Origin of the sequence: Cupriavidus respiraculi (assembly GCF_914271545.1) — a bacterium.
In the GTDB taxonomy this organism is placed as follows: Bacteria; Pseudomonadota; Gammaproteobacteria; order Burkholderiales; family Burkholderiaceae; genus Cupriavidus; species Cupriavidus respiraculi.
The window spans coordinates 78,854-95,826 of record NZ_CAJZAH010000009.1; the positions used below are offsets into that span (position 1 = coordinate 78,854).

The 16,973-nt window shown below is 68.2% G+C and carries 20 protein-coding genes and 1 tRNA gene; 20 read left to right on the forward strand and 1 reads right to left on the reverse strand.

The features are described from left to right. Positions 1 to 10: 10 nt before the first annotated feature. On the reverse strand, positions 11 to 916 hold the full coding sequence (gene rsmI, locus LDO27_RS24160) for a 16S rRNA (cytidine(1402)-2'-O)-methyltransferase (RefSeq protein WP_224044438.1): 906 nt from the start codon (positions 914 to 916) through the stop codon (positions 11 to 13). 15 nt (positions 917 to 931) lie between these two features. Here rsmI and LDO27_RS24165 point away from each other — a divergent pair, with 15 nt between their 5' ends. From LDO27_RS24165 to LDO27_RS24260, 20 genes are all read left to right on the forward strand, one after another. Then, a complete protein-coding gene (locus LDO27_RS24165; protein WP_222203191.1) occupies positions 932 to 1,306 on the forward strand; it encodes a YraN family protein in 375 nt (124 codons plus the stop codon). A gap of 97 nt (positions 1,307 to 1,403) precedes the next feature. Further along, positions 1,404 to 2,273 carry a BON domain-containing protein gene (locus tag LDO27_RS24170; RefSeq protein WP_224044439.1) on the forward strand — a complete coding sequence of 290 codons (870 nt, stop codon included), beginning with the start codon at positions 1,404 to 1,406 and terminating at the stop codon, positions 2,271 to 2,273. 288 nt (positions 2,274 to 2,561) lie between these two features. Next, positions 2,562 to 2,900 carry a c-type cytochrome gene (locus LDO27_RS24175; RefSeq protein ID WP_224044441.1) on the forward strand — a complete coding sequence of 113 codons (339 nt, stop codon included), beginning with the start codon at positions 2,562 to 2,564 and terminating at the stop codon, positions 2,898 to 2,900. A gap of 10 nt (positions 2,901 to 2,910) precedes the next feature. Next, the gene (locus LDO27_RS24180; RefSeq protein ID WP_224044442.1) at positions 2,911 to 4,194 is read left to right on the forward strand and encodes an NAD(P)/FAD-dependent oxidoreductase; all 1,284 of its coding nucleotides are present in this window, start codon (positions 2,911 to 2,913) and stop codon (positions 4,192 to 4,194) included. A 159-nt stretch (positions 4,195 to 4,353) separates the two neighbouring features. Beyond that, entirely contained in the window at positions 4,354 to 5,256 is a 903-nt protein-coding gene (locus LDO27_RS24185) for an EamA family transporter (RefSeq protein ID WP_224044444.1), read from the forward strand. Between the two features lie 64 nt (positions 5,257 to 5,320). Beyond that, a complete protein-coding gene (locus LDO27_RS24190) occupies positions 5,321 to 5,731 on the forward strand; it encodes an ArsR/SmtB family transcription factor (protein WP_222203197.1) in 411 nt (136 codons plus the stop codon). Positions 5,732 to 5,818: 87 nt separating this feature from the next. Next, entirely contained in the window at positions 5,819 to 7,165 is a 1,347-nt protein-coding gene (gene soxC, locus LDO27_RS24195) for a sulfite dehydrogenase (protein WP_224044446.1), read from the forward strand. After that, positions 7,149 to 8,216 carry a c-type cytochrome gene (locus LDO27_RS24200; RefSeq protein ID WP_224044447.1) on the forward strand — a complete coding sequence of 356 codons (1,068 nt, stop codon included), beginning with the start codon at positions 7,149 to 7,151 and terminating at the stop codon, positions 8,214 to 8,216. Before soxC ends, LDO27_RS24200 begins: the two co-directional genes overlap by 17 nt. A gap of 119 nt (positions 8,217 to 8,335) precedes the next feature. Continuing rightward, entirely contained in the window at positions 8,336 to 8,665 is a 330-nt protein-coding gene (locus LDO27_RS24205; RefSeq protein ID WP_224044449.1) for a c-type cytochrome, read from the forward strand. Between the two features lie 193 nt (positions 8,666 to 8,858). Then, positions 8,859 to 9,314: a thiosulfate oxidation carrier protein SoxY gene (gene soxY / locus LDO27_RS24210; protein WP_222203201.1), complete on the forward strand. Its 456-nt coding sequence runs from the start codon at positions 8,859 to 8,861 to the stop codon at positions 9,312 to 9,314. 60 nt (positions 9,315 to 9,374) lie between these two features. Beyond that, entirely contained in the window at positions 9,375 to 9,686 is a 312-nt protein-coding gene (soxZ, locus tag LDO27_RS24215; RefSeq protein WP_222203202.1) for a thiosulfate oxidation carrier complex protein SoxZ, read from the forward strand. A 120-nt stretch (positions 9,687 to 9,806) separates the two neighbouring features. After that, positions 9,807 to 10,280 (forward strand): DsrE family protein, encoded by a 474-nt coding sequence (locus LDO27_RS24220; protein WP_224044451.1) that lies wholly within the window; start codon positions 9,807 to 9,809, stop codon positions 10,278 to 10,280. 111 nt (positions 10,281 to 10,391) lie between these two features. Continuing rightward, positions 10,392 to 11,222 (forward strand): sulfur oxidation c-type cytochrome SoxA, encoded by an 831-nt coding sequence (gene soxA, locus LDO27_RS24225; protein ID WP_224044453.1) that lies wholly within the window; start codon positions 10,392 to 10,394, stop codon positions 11,220 to 11,222. A gap of 18 nt (positions 11,223 to 11,240) precedes the next feature. Next, entirely contained in the window at positions 11,241 to 11,930 is a 690-nt protein-coding gene (gene soxX / locus LDO27_RS24230) for a sulfur oxidation c-type cytochrome SoxX (RefSeq protein ID WP_222203205.1), read from the forward strand. A 12-nt stretch (positions 11,931 to 11,942) separates the two neighbouring features. Continuing rightward, positions 11,943 to 12,443, forward strand: a complete 501-nt coding sequence (locus LDO27_RS24235; RefSeq protein WP_224044454.1) for a TlpA family protein disulfide reductase — start codon at positions 11,943 to 11,945, stop codon at positions 12,441 to 12,443. A 67-nt stretch (positions 12,444 to 12,510) separates the two neighbouring features. Continuing rightward, a complete protein-coding gene (soxB, locus tag LDO27_RS24240) occupies positions 12,511 to 14,232 on the forward strand; it encodes a thiosulfohydrolase SoxB (protein WP_224044456.1) in 1,722 nt (573 codons plus the stop codon). 79 nt (positions 14,233 to 14,311) lie between these two features. Then, positions 14,312 to 14,387: transfer RNA gene (locus LDO27_RS24245), tRNA-Ala, on the forward strand. Between the two features lie 164 nt (positions 14,388 to 14,551). Further along, complete coding sequence (locus LDO27_RS24250; RefSeq protein WP_224044458.1) at positions 14,552 to 15,766, forward strand: tyrosine-type recombinase/integrase; 1,215 nt, start codon at positions 14,552 to 14,554, stop codon at positions 15,764 to 15,766. 105 nt (positions 15,767 to 15,871) lie between these two features. Beyond that, on the forward strand, positions 15,872 to 16,630 hold the full coding sequence (locus LDO27_RS24255; protein ID WP_224044459.1) for a hypothetical protein: 759 nt from the start codon (positions 15,872 to 15,874) through the stop codon (positions 16,628 to 16,630). 133 nt (positions 16,631 to 16,763) lie between these two features. After that, complete coding sequence (locus LDO27_RS24260; protein ID WP_224044461.1) at positions 16,764 to 16,973, forward strand: helix-turn-helix transcriptional regulator; 210 nt, start codon at positions 16,764 to 16,766, stop codon at positions 16,971 to 16,973.

Consider the following 16,973-nt stretch of genomic DNA (forward strand, 5'->3'; position numbering starts at 1 on the left):
GCCCCGTGATTCAATCCCCCGCGCGCCGCGTCAGCGCCAGCTGGTACAGCGCGTCGGTCTTCGCGCCGGTAATGGCCGCGGCAAGCTTCGCCGCGCGCTTGGCCGGCAGCTCCGCCAGCAGCAGATCGAGCACGCGCCGCGCCTGCGGATCGACGGTGTCCGCGTCGCCCGCCTGCCCCACCGCGCCGGCGCCTTCCACCACCAGGACGAATTCCCCCTTGCCCCGGCTCGCATCGGCCGCCAGCCAGTCGGCCGCTTCGGCCACCGGCATCACCGCGATGCTCTCGAACAGCTTGGTCAGTTCGCGCCCGATCAGCAGGCGGCGCGTACCCGGCAGCCCCTCGCGCAGCGCGGCCAGCGTGTCGGCGATCCGGTGCGGCGCTTCGTACAACACCCACGCATGCTCCAGTGGCGCCAGTGCCGCGATGGCCTCGGCGCGGGCCTTGGGCTTGGCCGGCAGAAAGCCGACGAAGTGAAAGCGCCCCGCGCTGGCGTCGAGCAGTTCGCCGGCGACCGACAGCGCCGTCACGGCCGCGCTCGGTCCGGGCAGCGGCACCACGCCGTGACCCGCCGCGCGCACCGCTTCCACCAGCCGCGCGCCGGGATCGGAGATGCCCGGCGTGCCGGCGTCCGACACATAGGCGATGCGCTCGCCCGCCGCCAGCCGCGACACGATCTTCACGGCGGCCTCGCGCTCGTTGTGCTCGTGCACGGCCACCAGCGGGCGCTGCATGCCCAGGCGCGACAGCAACTGACCGGTGTTGCGGGTGTCCTCGCAGGCGATCGCGTCGACCAGTCCCAGCACATGCAGCGCGCGCAGCGACAGGTCGGCGACATTGCCGATCGGCGTGGCGACGATATACAGGGTGCCGGTGGGATACGACTGGCCGGCCGCCAGGGAGATCCAGTCAGTCATGCTTGAGAACTTCCATTGAATCGCACATTCCAATCCTCGACCCAGGCGCAGGGCGACCGCGCCGAAACCAGGGCGCTGTCCTACCTCGAGGCCCAGGGCCTGTCGCTGGTGGTGCGCAATTATCGCTGCAAAGGCGGCGAGATCGATCTGGTCATGCGCGAGGCCGACGGCACGCTGGTGTTCGTCGAGGTGCGCGCGCGGCGCGGCAACGCGTTCGGTGGCGCGGCGGCGAGCGTGACGCCAGCCAAGCAGCAGCGCATCCTGCAGGCGGCCAACCACTATCTGGCCGCGCTCGACGCGGTGCCGCGCTGCCGGCTGGATGTGGTGACCATCGAGCGCGGGCGGCTCGCCTGGATCCGCGACGCGTTTGGCGCGGGCAACGAGGCGTAGCGCCGCGGGCGTCGGTCATAATGCGGGCTGATCCCGCGCGGCCCGCCGCGCCCTGCTTCGCCTTCCCCTTTTTCGCACTACCCATTGCAAGGAACGCATGACAACTTCGTCCTTCCCGCGCGACGCGCACGCCCGGGCTCAGTCCGCGGCTGAGTCGTCCACGTCCCACCCGCTGCGCGGCCTCGCTCGCGCCGCCGTCGCCGCCGCGCTGCTGCTGGGCGCCACCAGCCAGCTCACGGCCTGCTTCCCGGTGATCGCCGCGGGCGTGGCGGGCACGGTCGTCAGCGCGACCGATCGCCGCCCGACGGCGACGCAGACGGTGGACCGCGGACTGCAGCTCGAAGTCGAGAACACGCTCGCCTCGCGCTACAACGGCATCGCCCGCGTCAACGTGACCGTCTTCAACCGCAAGGTGCTGCTGACGGGCGAGGCCAAGGACGCCAACGTCAAGCAGCAGATCGACCAGTACGTGCGCGGCCTGCCCAATGCCCGCGAGGTGATCAACGATATCGAGATCGTGTCGACGCCGGGCTTCGCCGCCCAGAGCCAGGACGCCTACCTCACCAGCAAGGTCAAGACGGTACTGCTCACCGCCGAGGGCGTGCCGTCGAACTCGATCAAGGTGACCACCGAGAAGAGCGTGGTCTATCTGATGGGCGTGGTGACCGCGCCCGAGGGCGACCGCGCCACCGAGGCCGCGCGCAATGTCAGCGGCGTGGCGAAGGTCGTCAAGGCCTTCGATTTCGTCAGCGAAGCCGAGCGCGCGCGCCTGGACGCCGCGGCGACCTCGCAGAACACGCCGCCGGGCGGCGACACCGCCGGCGGCACGCCCGCGCCGGTGCAGTCCACGCCCGCGGCACCGACGCAATACGCGCCAGCGCCCGCCACCGGCGCGACGGTGCCGGCGCCGGTGACCGCGCCGGTCACGCCGCCGGTCGCGGTGCCCCCGGGCCGCGCGCTGCCCTGACGCTAGCGCCCGCCGGGCCGGCGCAACGCCGGCCCGGTATGCCTTCCGGCGCGGCCGCCCGGCCGCGCCCTGCTGATCCGCATCATCCTCCTCGCCGATTTGTCGCGCGCGCCGGCTGCGCTACGCTAGATGAGCCTGGCCTCGTCACGGGGCGACTATCGACAGAAGAAATCCGCAGCACCGCCGGCCCTCCGATGTGATACGGTTGGGCGCCTTTCTCGGCGCTTCGCGTGCATTGCCTTGCGCCCGTTGCCGAGCGGCCGGTCCCCACTCGAGCGAGGAGATCCCATGAATATCCACACCCTGATGCCACGCCGGCTGGCTGCGCTGGCGGTCCCGGTGCTGGCCGCCCTGAGCGGCGGCGCGAACGCGGCCGACGCCACGCCGACCCAGGTCCAGGCACGCAACTGGGCAGCGGCCTGCGCCAACTGCCACGGGCCGTCCGGGCGCGCCCCGGCCGGCAGCGTGGTGCCCGGCCTGGCCGGCCGGCCGCAGTCCTATCTGGTCGAACAGATGCAGGCGTTCAAGACCGGCAAGCGCGAGGCCACGGTGATGCACCAGATCGCCAAGGGCTATACCGACGAACAGATCGTGGCGATGGCGGCCTGGTTCGCCGCCGTCAAATAAGGAGCGCGACATGCAACGACGCGAATTCCTGGGCGCCGCCGCCGCGGCGGGCACCGCAGCGCTGGGTACGCTGGTGGCGGGCTGCGCCACCGGCGGCGGCAAGGCCGCCGGGGCCAAGGTGGTGGTGGTGGGCGGTGGCTACGGCGGCGCGACCGCCGCGCGCTATCTGCGCGAATGGAGCGGCAATACCATCGACGTGACGCTGGTCGAGAGCAACACCGCGTTTATCTCGTGCCCGCTGTCCAACCTGGTGATCGGCGGCAGCAAGCGGCTGGAGGACCTGACGGTGTCGTACCACGCGCTCACCCGCCGGCACGGCGTCAAGGTGGTGCGCGACACGGTCACGGCCATCGACCCGAGCCGCCGCCAGGTGCGGCTCGCCTCCGGCGGCACGCTGTCCTATGACCGGCTGGTGCTGTCGCCCGGCGTGGACTTCATGACCGACGACATTCCCGGGCTCAAGCGCCCGGGCGGCGACCAGATCCTGCACGCCTGGAAGGCCGGCCCGCAGACGCTGGCGCTGCGCCAGCAGCTGATGGCGATGCGCGACGGCGGCACCTATGCGATCACCATTCCCGTGGCGCCTTACCGCTGCCCGCCCGGGCCCTACGAGCGGGCCTGCCAGGTGGCGCACTACTTCAGCCAGGCCAAGCCGCGCAGCAAGGTGCTGATCCTGGACGCCAACGAGGACGTTACCTCCAAGGCCGCGCTGTTCAAGCAGGTGTGGGCGAACAAGTACAAGGGCATCGTCGAATATCGCCCGCAATACCGCACGGTCGACGTGGACCCCGCCACGAAGACGCTCAAGTTCGAGATCCAGAACGACGAGCGCGTGGACGTGGCCAACCTGGTGCCGCCGCAGCGCGCCGGCGCCATCGCGGTGGCGACGGGCCTGGCCACGGCCAACCAGCGCTGGTGCGAGGTCGACTTCCTCACCTTCGAGTCGAAGGCGGTGCCCAATATCCATGTGCTGGGCGATGCGATCCAGATCGCGCCGCTGATGCCCAAGTCGGGCCATATGGCCAACCAGCATGGCAAGGTGGCGGCCGCGGCCATCGTCGCGCTGCTGTCGGGCGAGTCGCCCGACCCGCAGCCGCTGTACAACAACACCTGCTACAGCTTCACCTCGGACCGCGAGGTCATCCACGTGGCGAGCGTGCATCGCTACGACCCGGAGAAGAGGACTATGGTGACGGTGCCTGGCTCCGGCGGTGTGTCGAGCGCCCCCAATACGCTCGAAGGCAGCTACGCGTTTGCCTGGGCCAACGCGATCTGGGCCGACGCGCTGGGCTGAGGGGAGGGCGCAAAGACGGGGAGAGCGGGTGGGGCGGACACGCCGGCCGGTGCGGCATTTGGCCTGCATGTGCCGCTGCCGGCATCTGGTACGCTGACGGCGGCCGCCACGGCGGCTCTTTCCCTTCCCTTGTCCCCGTCCCTCCGGTTGCCGCCCGCCATGCTGCTCAAAGACCGCCTCCTCGCCCTTGCCATCGTCTTCGTCTGGGGCCTGAACTTCACCGTCATCAAGCTCGGGCTGGCTGGCGTGCCGCCGATGCTGATGGGCGCGCTGCGCTTCATGCTGGTGGCTTTTCCCGCGATCCTGTTCATTCGCCCGCCGCGTGTGCCGCTGGGCATGCTGCTGGCCTACGGCGCGACCATCAGCCTCGGGCAGTTCGCCTTCCTGTTCTACGCGATGGCCGTGGGCATGCCGGCGGGCCTGGCGTCGCTGGTGCTGCAGTCGCAGGCGTTTTTCACGCTGGCCATCGCGGCGCTGTGGCTGGGCGAGCCGGTGCGCTGGAACAATGTCCTGGGCATGGCGGTGGCCGCGGCCGGCCTGGCGCTGATCGGCGCCGGCGCCACCGCGGGCGGTGCCGGGCACGCGGGCGGCATGTCGGTGGCTGGCTTCATGCTGACGCTGTGCTCTGCCGCGTGCTGGGCGAGCGGCAACATCGTGAGCAAGAAGATCGGCAAGGTGGATCTGGTCGCGCTGGTGGTATGGGGCGCGCTGATTCCGATCGTTCCGTTCGCGCTGCTCTCGCTGTGGTTCGAGGGCCCGGCGCGCATCGCCGACAGCGTGACCCATATGTCTGCCATGGGTGTGTTCGCCGTGGTGTACCTCGCGTTCGCGGCCACGCTGTTCGGCTACACCATGTGGGGCCGGCTGCTGACGCGCTATCCCGCCAGCATGGTGGCGCCGCTGACGCTGCTGGTGCCCGTGGTGGGGCTGGCCTGCGCGGCGGTGCTGCTCGGCGAGCAGATGGGGCCGCTGCAGTGGATCGGCGCTGCCGTTGTGATGGGCGGCCTGCTGCTGAACGTGTTCGGCGCGCGCCTGCGCGGGCTGCTTTTCGCTGGCCGCTGACGCGGCTTCGCCCTGCCGGTCCCTCCCATGTCGATGCTGCCCCGCGTCAGGGGGTAAACGTTATATGCGCATTCACGCATATACACATATAGTGAACCGCATGGACGAACTGGACCGCGTCTTCGAGAAGGTATCGAGCTACTTCAGCCTGCTGGCGGAACCGTCGCGGCTGAAGATCCTGCACGCGCTGTGCGACGGCGAGAAAGCCGTCGGCGCCGTGGTCGAGACAGTGGGGTCCTCGCAGGCCAACGTGTCGCGGCATCTGAACGCGATGTACAAGTCCGGCGTGCTGTCGCGGCGCAAGGAGGCCAACCTGGTCTTCTACGCCATCGCTGACGAAAGCGTGGTCGCGCTGTGCCGGGCGGTGTGCGTGCAGGTCGCGACGCGGATGGAGGACCACGCCGCGCTGCATGCCGGCATGGTGGACCGCTTCATGCCCGCCGCGCCGGCGGACAAGGACGTGCGGCAGCGCTGACCGCGCTGGTGCGAAACGACGCTTGACCGATAACAGGCGCGCCGCCGCCCCACGGGGCATGGCCGGCAAGCGCCGCAGGAGACCGCCTTGCCGCACAGCCTGCGCCCGGGACGCGTGAATCCAGCGCCCGAGCATTTTGTCACCCCTTCGCTGCAACAGGACATCGCCCGGCACGGGCTCGACGCGCCGCGCCGCGACTTCCTGCGCAGGAGCTTTGTGCTGGCGGCCACCGCGGCGGCCGCCACGGGTGCGGGCCGCCCGGCCGCGGCCGCGGGCGACGACGCGATCCTCAAGCCCCAGCCGTGGGCCACCTCGCTCGGTCAGCCGGTCGCCGCGCGCCCGTATGGGCAGCCGTCCACGCACGAAACCAGCATGGTCAGGCGCGAGTCGCCGGGCCTCACGCGCGTGGCGGCCGCCTCCGTCAGCTTCGCGCCGCTGCAGGGCCTGTTCGGCATCATCACGCCCAACGGTCTGCACTTCGAGCGGCACCACCAGGGCTGGCACGATATCGACCCGGCGCGCCACCGGCTGATGATCAACGGGCTGGTCAGGACGGCGCGCGTCTATACGCTCGATGAACTGATGCGGCTGCCCACGGTCTCGCGCATGCACTTCATCGAGTGCGGTGCCAATACCGGCATGGAATGGGGCAATGTCGCGGTGCCGACCGTGCAGTACACCCACGGCATGCTCTCGTGCTGCGAGTTCACCGGCGTGCCGCTGCGCGTGCTGCTGGACGACGCCGGCGCCGACCGCAAGCGCGGGCGTTTCCTGCTGGCCGAGGGCGCCGACGGCTCCTCGATGACCCGCACCATCCCGATGGAGCTGGCCGACGAAATCATCGTCGCCTGGGGAATGAACGGCGAGATGCTGCGCCCGGAAAACGGCTATCCGCTGCGGCTGGTGGTGCCGGGCGTGCAGGGCGTGTCGTGGGTCAAGTGGCTGCGCCGGCTGGAGGTGGGCGACCGGCCCTGGGACACCAAGGACGAGACGCTGCACTACGTGGACATGATGCCGGACGGCATGCTGCGCCAGTACACCCCCATCCAGGAGTGCAAGTCGGTGATCACCACGCCCTCGGGCGGGCAGCGGCTGACGGGGCAGGGCTTCTACAACGTGAGCGGCCTTGCGTGGTCCGGGCGCGGGCGCATCCGGCGCGTCGACGTCTCCACCGACGGCGGGCGCAACTGGCGCACGGCGCGGCTGGAGTCGCCGGTGCTGAGCAAATGCCTGACCCGCTTCAATCTCGACTGGGTATGGGACGGCTCGCCCGCGCTGCTGCAAAGCCGCGCCATCGACGAGACCGGCTACGTCCAGCCCAGGATGGCGCAGCTGCGCGCGGTGCGCGGCACGCGCTCGATCTATCACAACAACGCCATCCAGAACTGGCAGGTGGCGGCCAGCGGCGAGGTGTCCAATGTCCAGGTTGGCTGAGTGCGGCCGCTGGCTGCTGGCGGCGGCCTGCCTGCTGCCGCTGGGCGCGTCCGCCGCGCCGCCGCCATCGGAAAGCCAGGCGCGCGCCGCGCTGGGCCGGGCCGCCACGCCGGCCGAGCTCAAGGCATGGGACATCGATGTGCGCGGCGACTTCACCGGCCTGCCGCCGGGGCGCGGCACGGTGGCGCAGGGCCAGCGGATCTGGGACGGCAAGTGCGCGTCGTGCCATGGCGACTTCGGCGAGTCCAACGAAGTCTTCACCCCCATCGTGGGCGGCACCACGGCCGACGATATCGCGCGCGGCCGGGTCGCCGGGCTCACGGGCACGCAGCCTTACCGCACCACGCTGATGAAGCTGTCCACGGTCAGCACGCTGTGGGACTACATCCGCCGCGCGATGCCGTGGGACGCGCCCAAGAGCCTGTCCGAGGACGAGGTCTACGCGGTGACCGCCTATATCCTGCACCTGGGCGACATCGTGCCGGCCGACTTCACGCTGACCGAGGGCAATATCGGCGAGGTGCAGCGCCGCCTTCCCAACCGCGACGGCATGACGCGTGAGCATGGGCTGTGGCCCGGACGCGGGCGGCCGGACACGCGCAACACGGCGTGCATGAAGGACTGCGCGGACAAGGTGGCGGTGACCTCATCGATCCCCGACTACGCGCGGGATGCCCATGGCGACCTCGCGGCGCAGCAGCGGCCGTTCGGGCCGGTGCGCGGCGTCGCCACCACGGCCGGCCCGCCGCCGGGCAGCGCGGCGCCGCGGCGGGAAGAAGCGCCGCCGGCCGCCGGCCTGAAGCTGGCGCAGCAATACCAGTGCGTGGCGTGCCACGGCGTGGACCGCAAGCTGGTGGGCCCGTCGTTCGCCGAGATCGGCCGCCGCTACCAGCCGCGCCAGGCGAAGGGGGAGGACATGCAGCGCTCGCTGGCCGCGAAGATCAGGGCCGGCGGGCAGGGCGCCTGGGGCGGCATGCCCATGCCCGCGCAGCCGCAGGTGCCCGATGCCGACCTGCAGGCGATGGTCAGATGGATACTTGAGGCAAAATAGCGTTCTGGTCCGCGTCGTCGCCGATGCCGCGCGCCAGCGTGCCGCCGCGCCAGCCGACCCAAGATTGCGATGCGCGGCCTGTCGCCGTCCCCACGGCTCATCCAGTTCGGAGCAACACAATGAAGCAGTTTGTCATCGCAACCCTGATGCTGGCGGGCGCCGCCTCTGCCAATGCCGCGGTGGACGCGGCCAAGGCGCAGGAACTCGCCAACAAGAATGCCTGCATGGGTTGCCACCAGGTCGACAAGAAGCTGGTCGGCCCGGCGTACAAGGACGTCGCCGCGAAGTACAAGGGCGACAAGAACGCAGTGGCGGCGCTGTCCAAGAAGGTCAAGGGCGGTGGCGCGGGCGTCTGGGGTCCGGTGCCGATGCCGGCCAACCCCAACCTGAGCGACGCGGACGTGAAGATCCTGGTCGATTGGGTGCTGGCGGGCGCGCCGGCCAAGTAAGCAGGACCGCGCCACCGGGGCGAGCGCGCCGGTGGCGTGGGGCAGCAGCAAAGCATCACAGCACGACAGAACGACAGTACGACACAACATCAGCGGGCGGCCACCGGATCGCCCGCCGCCGAAGCCGGCGGACACAGCCGGCTCGGCATGCAGGTAACCCGCGGGGCGCGGATCAAGCAGGAAAGGAACACAAATGACGACGACAAGACGAGACATGCTGCGGGTCACCGCGGTGCTGTCGCTGATGGCCGCCACCGGCCTGATCGGCGAGGCGCAGGCGGCGGAATGGAACCAGGCCGCCTTCGAGGGCAAGAGCGTGGCCGACGTGATCAAGGCGCTGGGCGGCGGCAGCCCCGAGAAGGGCGGCGCGATCACCTTCAACGCACCTGATATCGCCGAGAACGGCGCCGTGGTGCCGGTGGCCGTGACCAGCAACATCCCCAACACCGAGCAGATCGCCATCCTGGTGGAAAAGAACCCCAACACGCTGGCGGCCGATTTCATGATCCCGGCCGGCACCGAGCCGTTCGTTTCCACGCGCGTGAAGATGGGCCAGACCTCCGTGGTGCATGCGGCCGTCAAGGCCGACGGCAAATGGTATGTGGCCTCCAAGGAAATCAAGGTGACGCTGGGCGGCTGCGGCGGCTGATGCCGGCCCCACCTCCATAGCAGTCCTGATTTTCCGCATTCACCGTACCAGGAGAACACCATGGCAGACCCGATGCGCGTACGCGCCACCGAAACCGGCGGCGTGGTCGACGTCAAGATCTTGATGAAGCACGACATGGAGACCGGCCAGCGCAAGGACGCTTCCGGCAAGACCATCCCGGCCTGGCATATCCAGACCGTGACCGCCCAGTGCAACGGCAAGGAAGTGTTCCGCGCCAGCTTCGGCCCGGCGGTGTCCAAGGATCCGTTCCTGAACTTCAAGTTCAAGGGCGGCGCCAAGGGCCAGAAGGTCACCGTCAACTGGATCGACAACCGCGGCGACAAGCGTACCGACGAGGCGACCATCGCTTGATGGCGGCGCCGCGCGGCGCGTGTCGCGCGGCACATCGCGCCGGCCTCTGTTAAGGTGCCGGTCCGAAGTCGGCCCTTGGCCTTGCGTGTGTCGCGCAAGAGGGCGACGCGAAGGATAACTATGCGGCGAGCATTTTTTGCGAAGGCGACGGCGGCCCTGGCCGCCATCGGCCTGGGCGCACGGGCCGTGGCCCAGACCGCGCCCGCACCGGCGGCACGCCCGGCGGCCGGCAAGAGTGGCGGCATCAAGGTCGTGTACCAGCTGTCCGAGGGCACCGACCAGGCGGTGCGCGGGATCGGCAATCTGCGCAACCACCTGGCCGGCGCGCCCGGCACGAAGATCGTGGTGGTGGCGCTGGGCTATGGCGTCGACTTCCTGGTAGAAGGCGCGCGCGATGCGCGCGGCAATACCTTCGACGCGGCGGTGGGCGCGCTGTCCGGCATGGGCGTGGAGTTCCGCGTCTGCCGCAATACGCTGAGCGCGCGCCAGATCTCCGAATCGAAGCTGCTGCTGGAGACCAAGGTGGTGCAGGCGGGCGTGGTCGAGATCGCGCGCCTGCAGTCCGAAGAGGGCTACGCCTACATCAAGCCCTGAAGTCCGCCAGGCCACGACGCCGAGCCCGTGGCGCATTCCGGTGCGTCGCGTACAACGACAACGAACCCGCCGCGCGCAGATGCGGGGCGAGGTCAGAGGAGAGAAGTCCCCATGAACACGATCCGACGACGCCTTGCCCGCGCCGCGCTGGTGGCGAGCGGCACGGTGGCGCTGGCGGCCACGATGGCCGTGCATGCGCAAAGCGGCAGCACTGCCGACGAAATCGCCAAGTACCGCCAGATGCTGGCCGAGGGCAATCCCGCCGAGCTGTGGGAAGCCGCCGGCGAGGAACTGTGGAAGAAGCCCGCGGGCCCGAAGAACGCCTCGCTCGAACAGTGCGACCTGGGCAAGGGCCCGGGTGTCACCAAGGGCGCGTACGCCGAGTTGCCGCGCTACTTCAAGGACGCCGGCAAGGTGATGGACCTGGAGCAGCGCCTGGCCTGGTGCCGCGTCACGCTGCAGGGACTGTCCGAGCAGGATGCGAAGAAGGTACCGTTCTCCTCGTCGGGCAAGCCGTCCGAGATCGAACGGCTGGCGGCGTTCCTCACCGGCGAATCGCGCGGCGTGAAAATGAACGTGCAGCTCGCCCACCCCGAGGAAAAGCGCGTCTACGCGCTGGGCGAGAAAATGTTTTTCTATCGCGGCGGTGCCTACGACTTTGCCTGCGCCACCTGCCACGCGGCCGACGGCCAGCGCATCCGCCTGCAGGACCTGCCCAACCTGCTGACCGAGAAGGGCGCGCAGGCGGCCTATACCACCTGGCCCGCCTACCGCGTCTCCCAGGGCGAGGTCCGCACCATGCAGCACCGGCTGTACGACTGCCTGCGCCAGCAGCGCTTTCCGGAACCCGCCTACGGCTCCGACGTGATCACCGCATTGACGATGTTCCTTGCCCGGAACGCCAACGGCGGCACGTACGACGGCCCGGCCATGAAGCGCTGATCGCCAGGGAGAAAGCAGATGAGCCAATACAACAAGATGCGCGCGGTCCTCGCGCTGGCGCTCGCCGCCGGCTGCGCCGCCCATGGCGCCGGCGCGCTGGCACAGGACAATGCGGCCAAGCCCGCCCGGCCGGCCAAGGCGGCCACCAAGCCCGTCAAGGTGACCGATGCCGAGATGAAGGCGCTGATCGAAGGGTCGTTCACCTCCAAGGGCCCGGCCACCGTCGAGGGCGTGCTGGAACGCGATGCCACGCAGAAGGCCTGCAGCCAGTATGCGGACCGCTCGCGCGTGCCGGCGGCCGTGGCAAAGAAGATCGAGGCGGCCGAACTGAAGCAGGTCAAGTACCCGGCGGACAACCAGTGGCTGGGCGACTGGAAGGAAGGCGAGAAGACCGCGCAGAACGGCCGCGGCATGCAGTTCTCCGACCCGGTCGGCGGCGTCAACGGCGCCAACTGCTACGCCTGCCACCAGATGACCAAGGCCGAGATCTCGTTCGGCAATATCGGCCCGTCGCTGTACCAGTACGGCAAGCTGCGCGGCGATTCCGAGGCGGTGCTCAAGTACACCTGGGGCAAGATCTGGGACTCCAACGCGTACACGGCGTGCTCCAACATGCCGCGCTTCGGCCATAAGGGCATCCTGACGGAGAAGCAGATCCGCGACGTGATGGCGCTGCTGCTGGACCCCGCCTCGCCGGTCAACCAGTAGGCGGGGCGGGCGATGCGCGGCGTGCGCCGGTTCGTCTCGGGCATCGCCACGGTGGCGCTCGCCGCGTCGCTGTGGCCGGGCGCCGCGGTGGCGCTGGAGCTGGGCGATACCGTGCGCCTGCCGCCGGTGCAGCTGCTGGACGGCCGCACGCTGCCGCCATCGCACTGGGCCGGGAAGCCGCTGGTGGTGCAGGTGTGGGCGTCGTGGTGCCCGTACTGCGCGCTGCAGAACCCCCGGCTCCAGAAACTCTACGAGAGCACGCGCGGCACGCCGCTGCAGGTGCTGACCATCAGCATCGACAAGACGCCCGGCGAGGCGAGCGACTATCTGCGCCAGCGCGGCTACACCTTTCCCGCCGCCATGGACACGCCCGCGCTGCGCGCGGCCATCTCCGGACGCAAGGGCCTGCCGGAACTGTACGTGATCGATGGCAACGGCAAGGTGGTGCAGAAGGAAGTCGGCGAAATGCTGGAAGACGACGTGGCCGCGCTGGCCCGCTACGCCAGGCCTTGAACAACTGCCCGCAGAGGCCCGGGGGTTTGCGCCGCATCGCCGGAGCGGCCCTCCACAGGACGAGACGATGAATCGACGCGAATTCATGCAGGTGCTGGCGATCGCCGGCGCGGGCGGCATGGCCTTCCCGGCCCGCGAGGCGCACGCCGCCCAGGCCGCCGCGCAGCTCTACGACGTGCCGCGCTTCGGCAACGTGCACCTGCTGCACTACACCGACTGCCATGCCCAGCTGCTGCCGGTGCATTTCCGCGAGCCCAGCGTGAACCTGGGCGTGGGCGACTACGCCGGCAAGCCGCCGCATCTGGTGGGCGAGGCGCTGCTGCGGCAATTCCGCATCCCCGCCGGCACGCCGCAGGCGCACGCCTTCACCTATCTGGATTTCACCGAGGCCGCGCGCCGCTACGGCAAGGTGGGCGGCTTCGCGCATCTGGCCACCCTGGTCAAGCGGCTCAAGGCCGGGCGCCCCGGCGCGCTGCTGCTCGATGGCGGCGACACGTGGCAGGGCTCGGCCACCGCGCTGTGGACCCGTGGGCAGGACATGGTCGACGCCGCGCTCGCGCTCGGCGTGGATGTGATGACTGCCCACTGGGAAATGACCCTCGGCGCCGAGCGGGTCAGGCAGATCGTCGATGGCGACTTCAAGGGCAAGGTCGACTTCCTGGCGCAGAACGTCAAGACGAAAGACTTCGGCGACCCGGTCTTCGAGCCCTATGTCATCCGCGAGATGAACGGCGTGCCGGTGGCCATCATCGGCCAGGCCTTTCCCTATACGCCGATCGCCAATCCCGCCTACCTCGTGCCGGACTGGACGTTCGGCATCCAGGAGGAAAGCCTGCAGCAGGTCATCGACGAGGCCCGCGGCAAGGGCGCGCAGGCAGTGGTGCTGCTGTCGCACAACGGCATGGACGTGGACCTGAAGCTCGCCTCGCGCGTGCGCGGGCTGGACGCCATTCTCGGCGGCCACACCCATGACGGCGTGCCGGCGCCGGTGCCGGTGCGCAACGCGGGCGGCACCACGCTGGTGACCAACGCCGGCTCCAACGGCAAGTTCCTGGGCGTGCTCGACTTCGACGTGCGCGACGGCAAGGTGCGCGACTTCCGCTATCGCCTGCTGCCGGTCTTCGCCAACTACCTGCCGGCTGATCCGGCCATGGAGGCGCTGATCCGCAAGGTGCGCGCCCCGCACGAGCAGAAGCTGGGCGAGACGCTGGCCGTCAATCGCGGCCTGCTGTACCGGCGCGGCAATTTCAACGGCACCTTCGACCAGCTGATCCTGGACGGCCTGATGCAGGTGCAGGGCGCCGACATCGCGTTCTCCCCGGGCTTCCGCTGGGGCACCACGCTGCTGCCGGGCGAGGCCATCACGATGGAAAAGCTGATGGACCAGACCGCCATCACCTACCCGTACACCACGGTCTCGATGCTTACCGGTGCCACCATCAAGACCATCCTCGAGGACGTGGCCGACAACCTGTTCAACCCCGATCCCTACTACCAGCAGGGCGGCGACATGGTCCGCGTGGGGGGCCTGCAGTACGCCATCGACCCCGCGGCGGGCATGGGCCGCCGCATCAGCGAGATGCGGCTCAGGGGCCAGCCCATCGAGGCGGACAAGACCTACAAGGTCGCGGGCTGGGCCCCAGTCACCGAGGAAGGCCGCCAGTCCGGCGGCCCGCCGATCTGGGACGTGATGGCCCAATGGCTGCGCGAGCGCAAGGAAGTCACCGCCGGCACGCTCAACGTGCCGCTGGTGCGCGGCATGGCAGGCAATCCGGGCATGGCCGCGTAGGCGCGCCGCCCGGGCGATGTGGCGCGGAGGTTGCACCCCTTGAAGCGTCGCGAGGAACCGGGCTACAATCTCCCGTCACGGGCCGATAGCTCAGCTGGGAGAGCGCTGCGTTCGCAATGCAGAGGTCGGGAGTTCGATCCTCCTTCGGTCCACCAAGAACAAGTCCAGAGCAGTCCAAGAAAGGCCGGCAAGCCCAATAAATACAAGGCTTCCGGCCTTTTTTGCGTCCAAGATGTTCCGAAGACACCTATTGAAATCCGGGGGCAACTAGGGGCACTATTGGGGGCAACTCGCTCATGCCCCTAGGAGATGCCCCCGCATGGCCCTCACCGATACCGCAGTCCGTACTGCCAAGCCCACCGGCAAGACCCAAAGGCTCTACGACAGCAAGGGGCTTTACCTAGAGGTGTCCCCGAGCGGCGGGAAGTGGTGGCGGATGAAATACCGCTTCAATGGGAAGGAGAAGCGGCTCAGCTTCGGCGTCTACCCGGATGTGGGCCTGAAGGACGCGCGCGAGCGTAGAGATGCTGCGCGCAAGATCCTTGCGAACGATGCGGATCCGGGGGAGGAATATAAGGCCAAGAAGGCAGCACAGGCGGACCGGGCGGCAAACAACTTCGAAGGTATCGCACGCGAGTGGTTTGCCAAGCAGGCACTGGGCTGGGCTCCGAGCCATGCCAGCAAGGTCATACAACGCCTTGAAAAGAACCTTTTCCCTTGGCTTGGAAGCCGTCCTATCGCCGAGATAGCCGCCGCAGAGCTGCTGGCAGTTCTCCGGCGGTTGGAGTCGCGGGGGGCAATCGATACCGCGCATCGCGCGCTGCAGAACTGTGGCCAGATATTCCGGTACGCCGTGGCCACGGGGCGGGCGCAGCAGGATCCCTCCAGGGATCTCCGTGGGGCTTTGACACCCGCTCAGCACAAAAATTTTCCGTCCCTTACAGAACCCATGCAAGTCGCAGAGTTGCTGCGCGCCATTGATGGGTTCAAAGGCACGTTTGTGGTGCGAAGCGCATTGCTGCTCGCGCCGTTGCTTTTCGTACGACCGGGGGAACTCCGAAAGGCCAAATGGGCGGACATCGAATTTGCTCGGGGCGAGTGGCGATACTTCGTGTCCAAAACCAAGATTGAGCACACGGTACCGCTGGCGCGGCAAGCCATTGCCATATTGAGCGACCTGGGAAACCTCACCGGAAGCCGTGAGTACGTGTTCCCAGGCCGCGACCCAAAGAAGCCGATGAGTGAGGCAGCCATCAATGCCGCGCTGCGGCGTATGGGATATGACACGAAGACCGAGATCACGGGGCACGGGTTCAGGGCCATGGCCCGGACGATCCTGCATGAAGAACTGCACGTCAAACCGGAAGTGATTGAACACCAGCTGGCGCACAAGGTGGCGGACGCATTGGGTACGGCGTACAACCGAACGAAGTTTCTGAAGGAACGCCGAGAAATGATGCAACTGTGGGCCGACTACCTTGACGAATTGAAAGGAGGCGGGAAAGTACTGCGCTTCACCTCCGCGTCGGCTTAGGTTTGCCACCTGGTATTGCTTCTAGGTCGAAACTGCCGGTATGCGTTGACATGGACGGGTCTCGGTTGCGTCCTCTCGGCCATCTCCCCTCTCTCGGGAATGTAAATGTTACAAATGCTTTACTTTGAGCACCACAGGTTTGTCCGCATTGCGCTTGAGGAGCTGATCAAGAAGAACTCCTTCGCCTCATACCTGTGGAAGAGCATTGGCGCAGAACTCCACTATGTTCTTCGTGAATGGCCAGATGACGACGAGGCGGGCTTCTCCAAGGTGTATCCGGTGGAGGCACTTTACCTCTGGCTATACAAGAGCGGAGGGCTGGACCCCATGTGGCTCGCGGATGAGGTCGGTCGGTTCGAGGACGACACGGGCCATCCTTTACCGGACGGGATTGGACCGACATATTCGCCGGCACAGCAACTGGTCGCCTACGGGCTCTGGTTGTTGAATGTCCACGGCGAAGTGAAAGGCCCTATCGTCGATGAGGGGTACAACGAGCAAGGTTGGAGCCGCGAAGACGTGCTTGAGCACCGCTATGAAACCTTACTGCTTGCCTACCAGGCACTGGTCTACGCTCAAAAACTCGCCGCCGGAATGCCGCTTACGGGCGAGGAGGTCGCGCGCGCCAAGCTCGTCAACTTCTCGAAGTTGGGTGAGGAAGGCGCAAGGAAACGGCACGAACCAATGACGCAGCTGAAGAGATGGGCAGTGGAGTTATACAAGGCCGGTACTTGGCCATCTGCAAACCGCGCTGCTCACGATTTAAAGGAGCGGGTCATCGAGCATGGTCGCACCATTGGCGCCGTCCTCAGCGACCAAAACGCGCAACGGACCATTGCCGAGTGGTTCCGGAAGTCCGTCTAGCCGGCAGACGGATACGGCACGCCCCTAGAGCGCCACGGCTGGCGGGCTGGCGCCGTAGTCCGCGCCCTACTGATCACTTCCAATGACAGCCATGCGTCCCGGATGGTCCGGGGCGGTTCAATAAGGTGCATACATGGCTGAACAAGCGCACACCGCACTAGCCATCCTGCGTCGTAAGCAGGTGGAAATCGAAACCGGACTCTCCCGCTCTACGATTTATCAGCGGATCAAGGGGAAGACCTTTCCGCCGGCCGTCCAGCTCGGTCCCCGCGCCGTTGGCTGGCGCCGTGGCGATATCGATGCGTTTCTGGCCGATCCCGCGGGATACCGCGCTGCGGCGTAA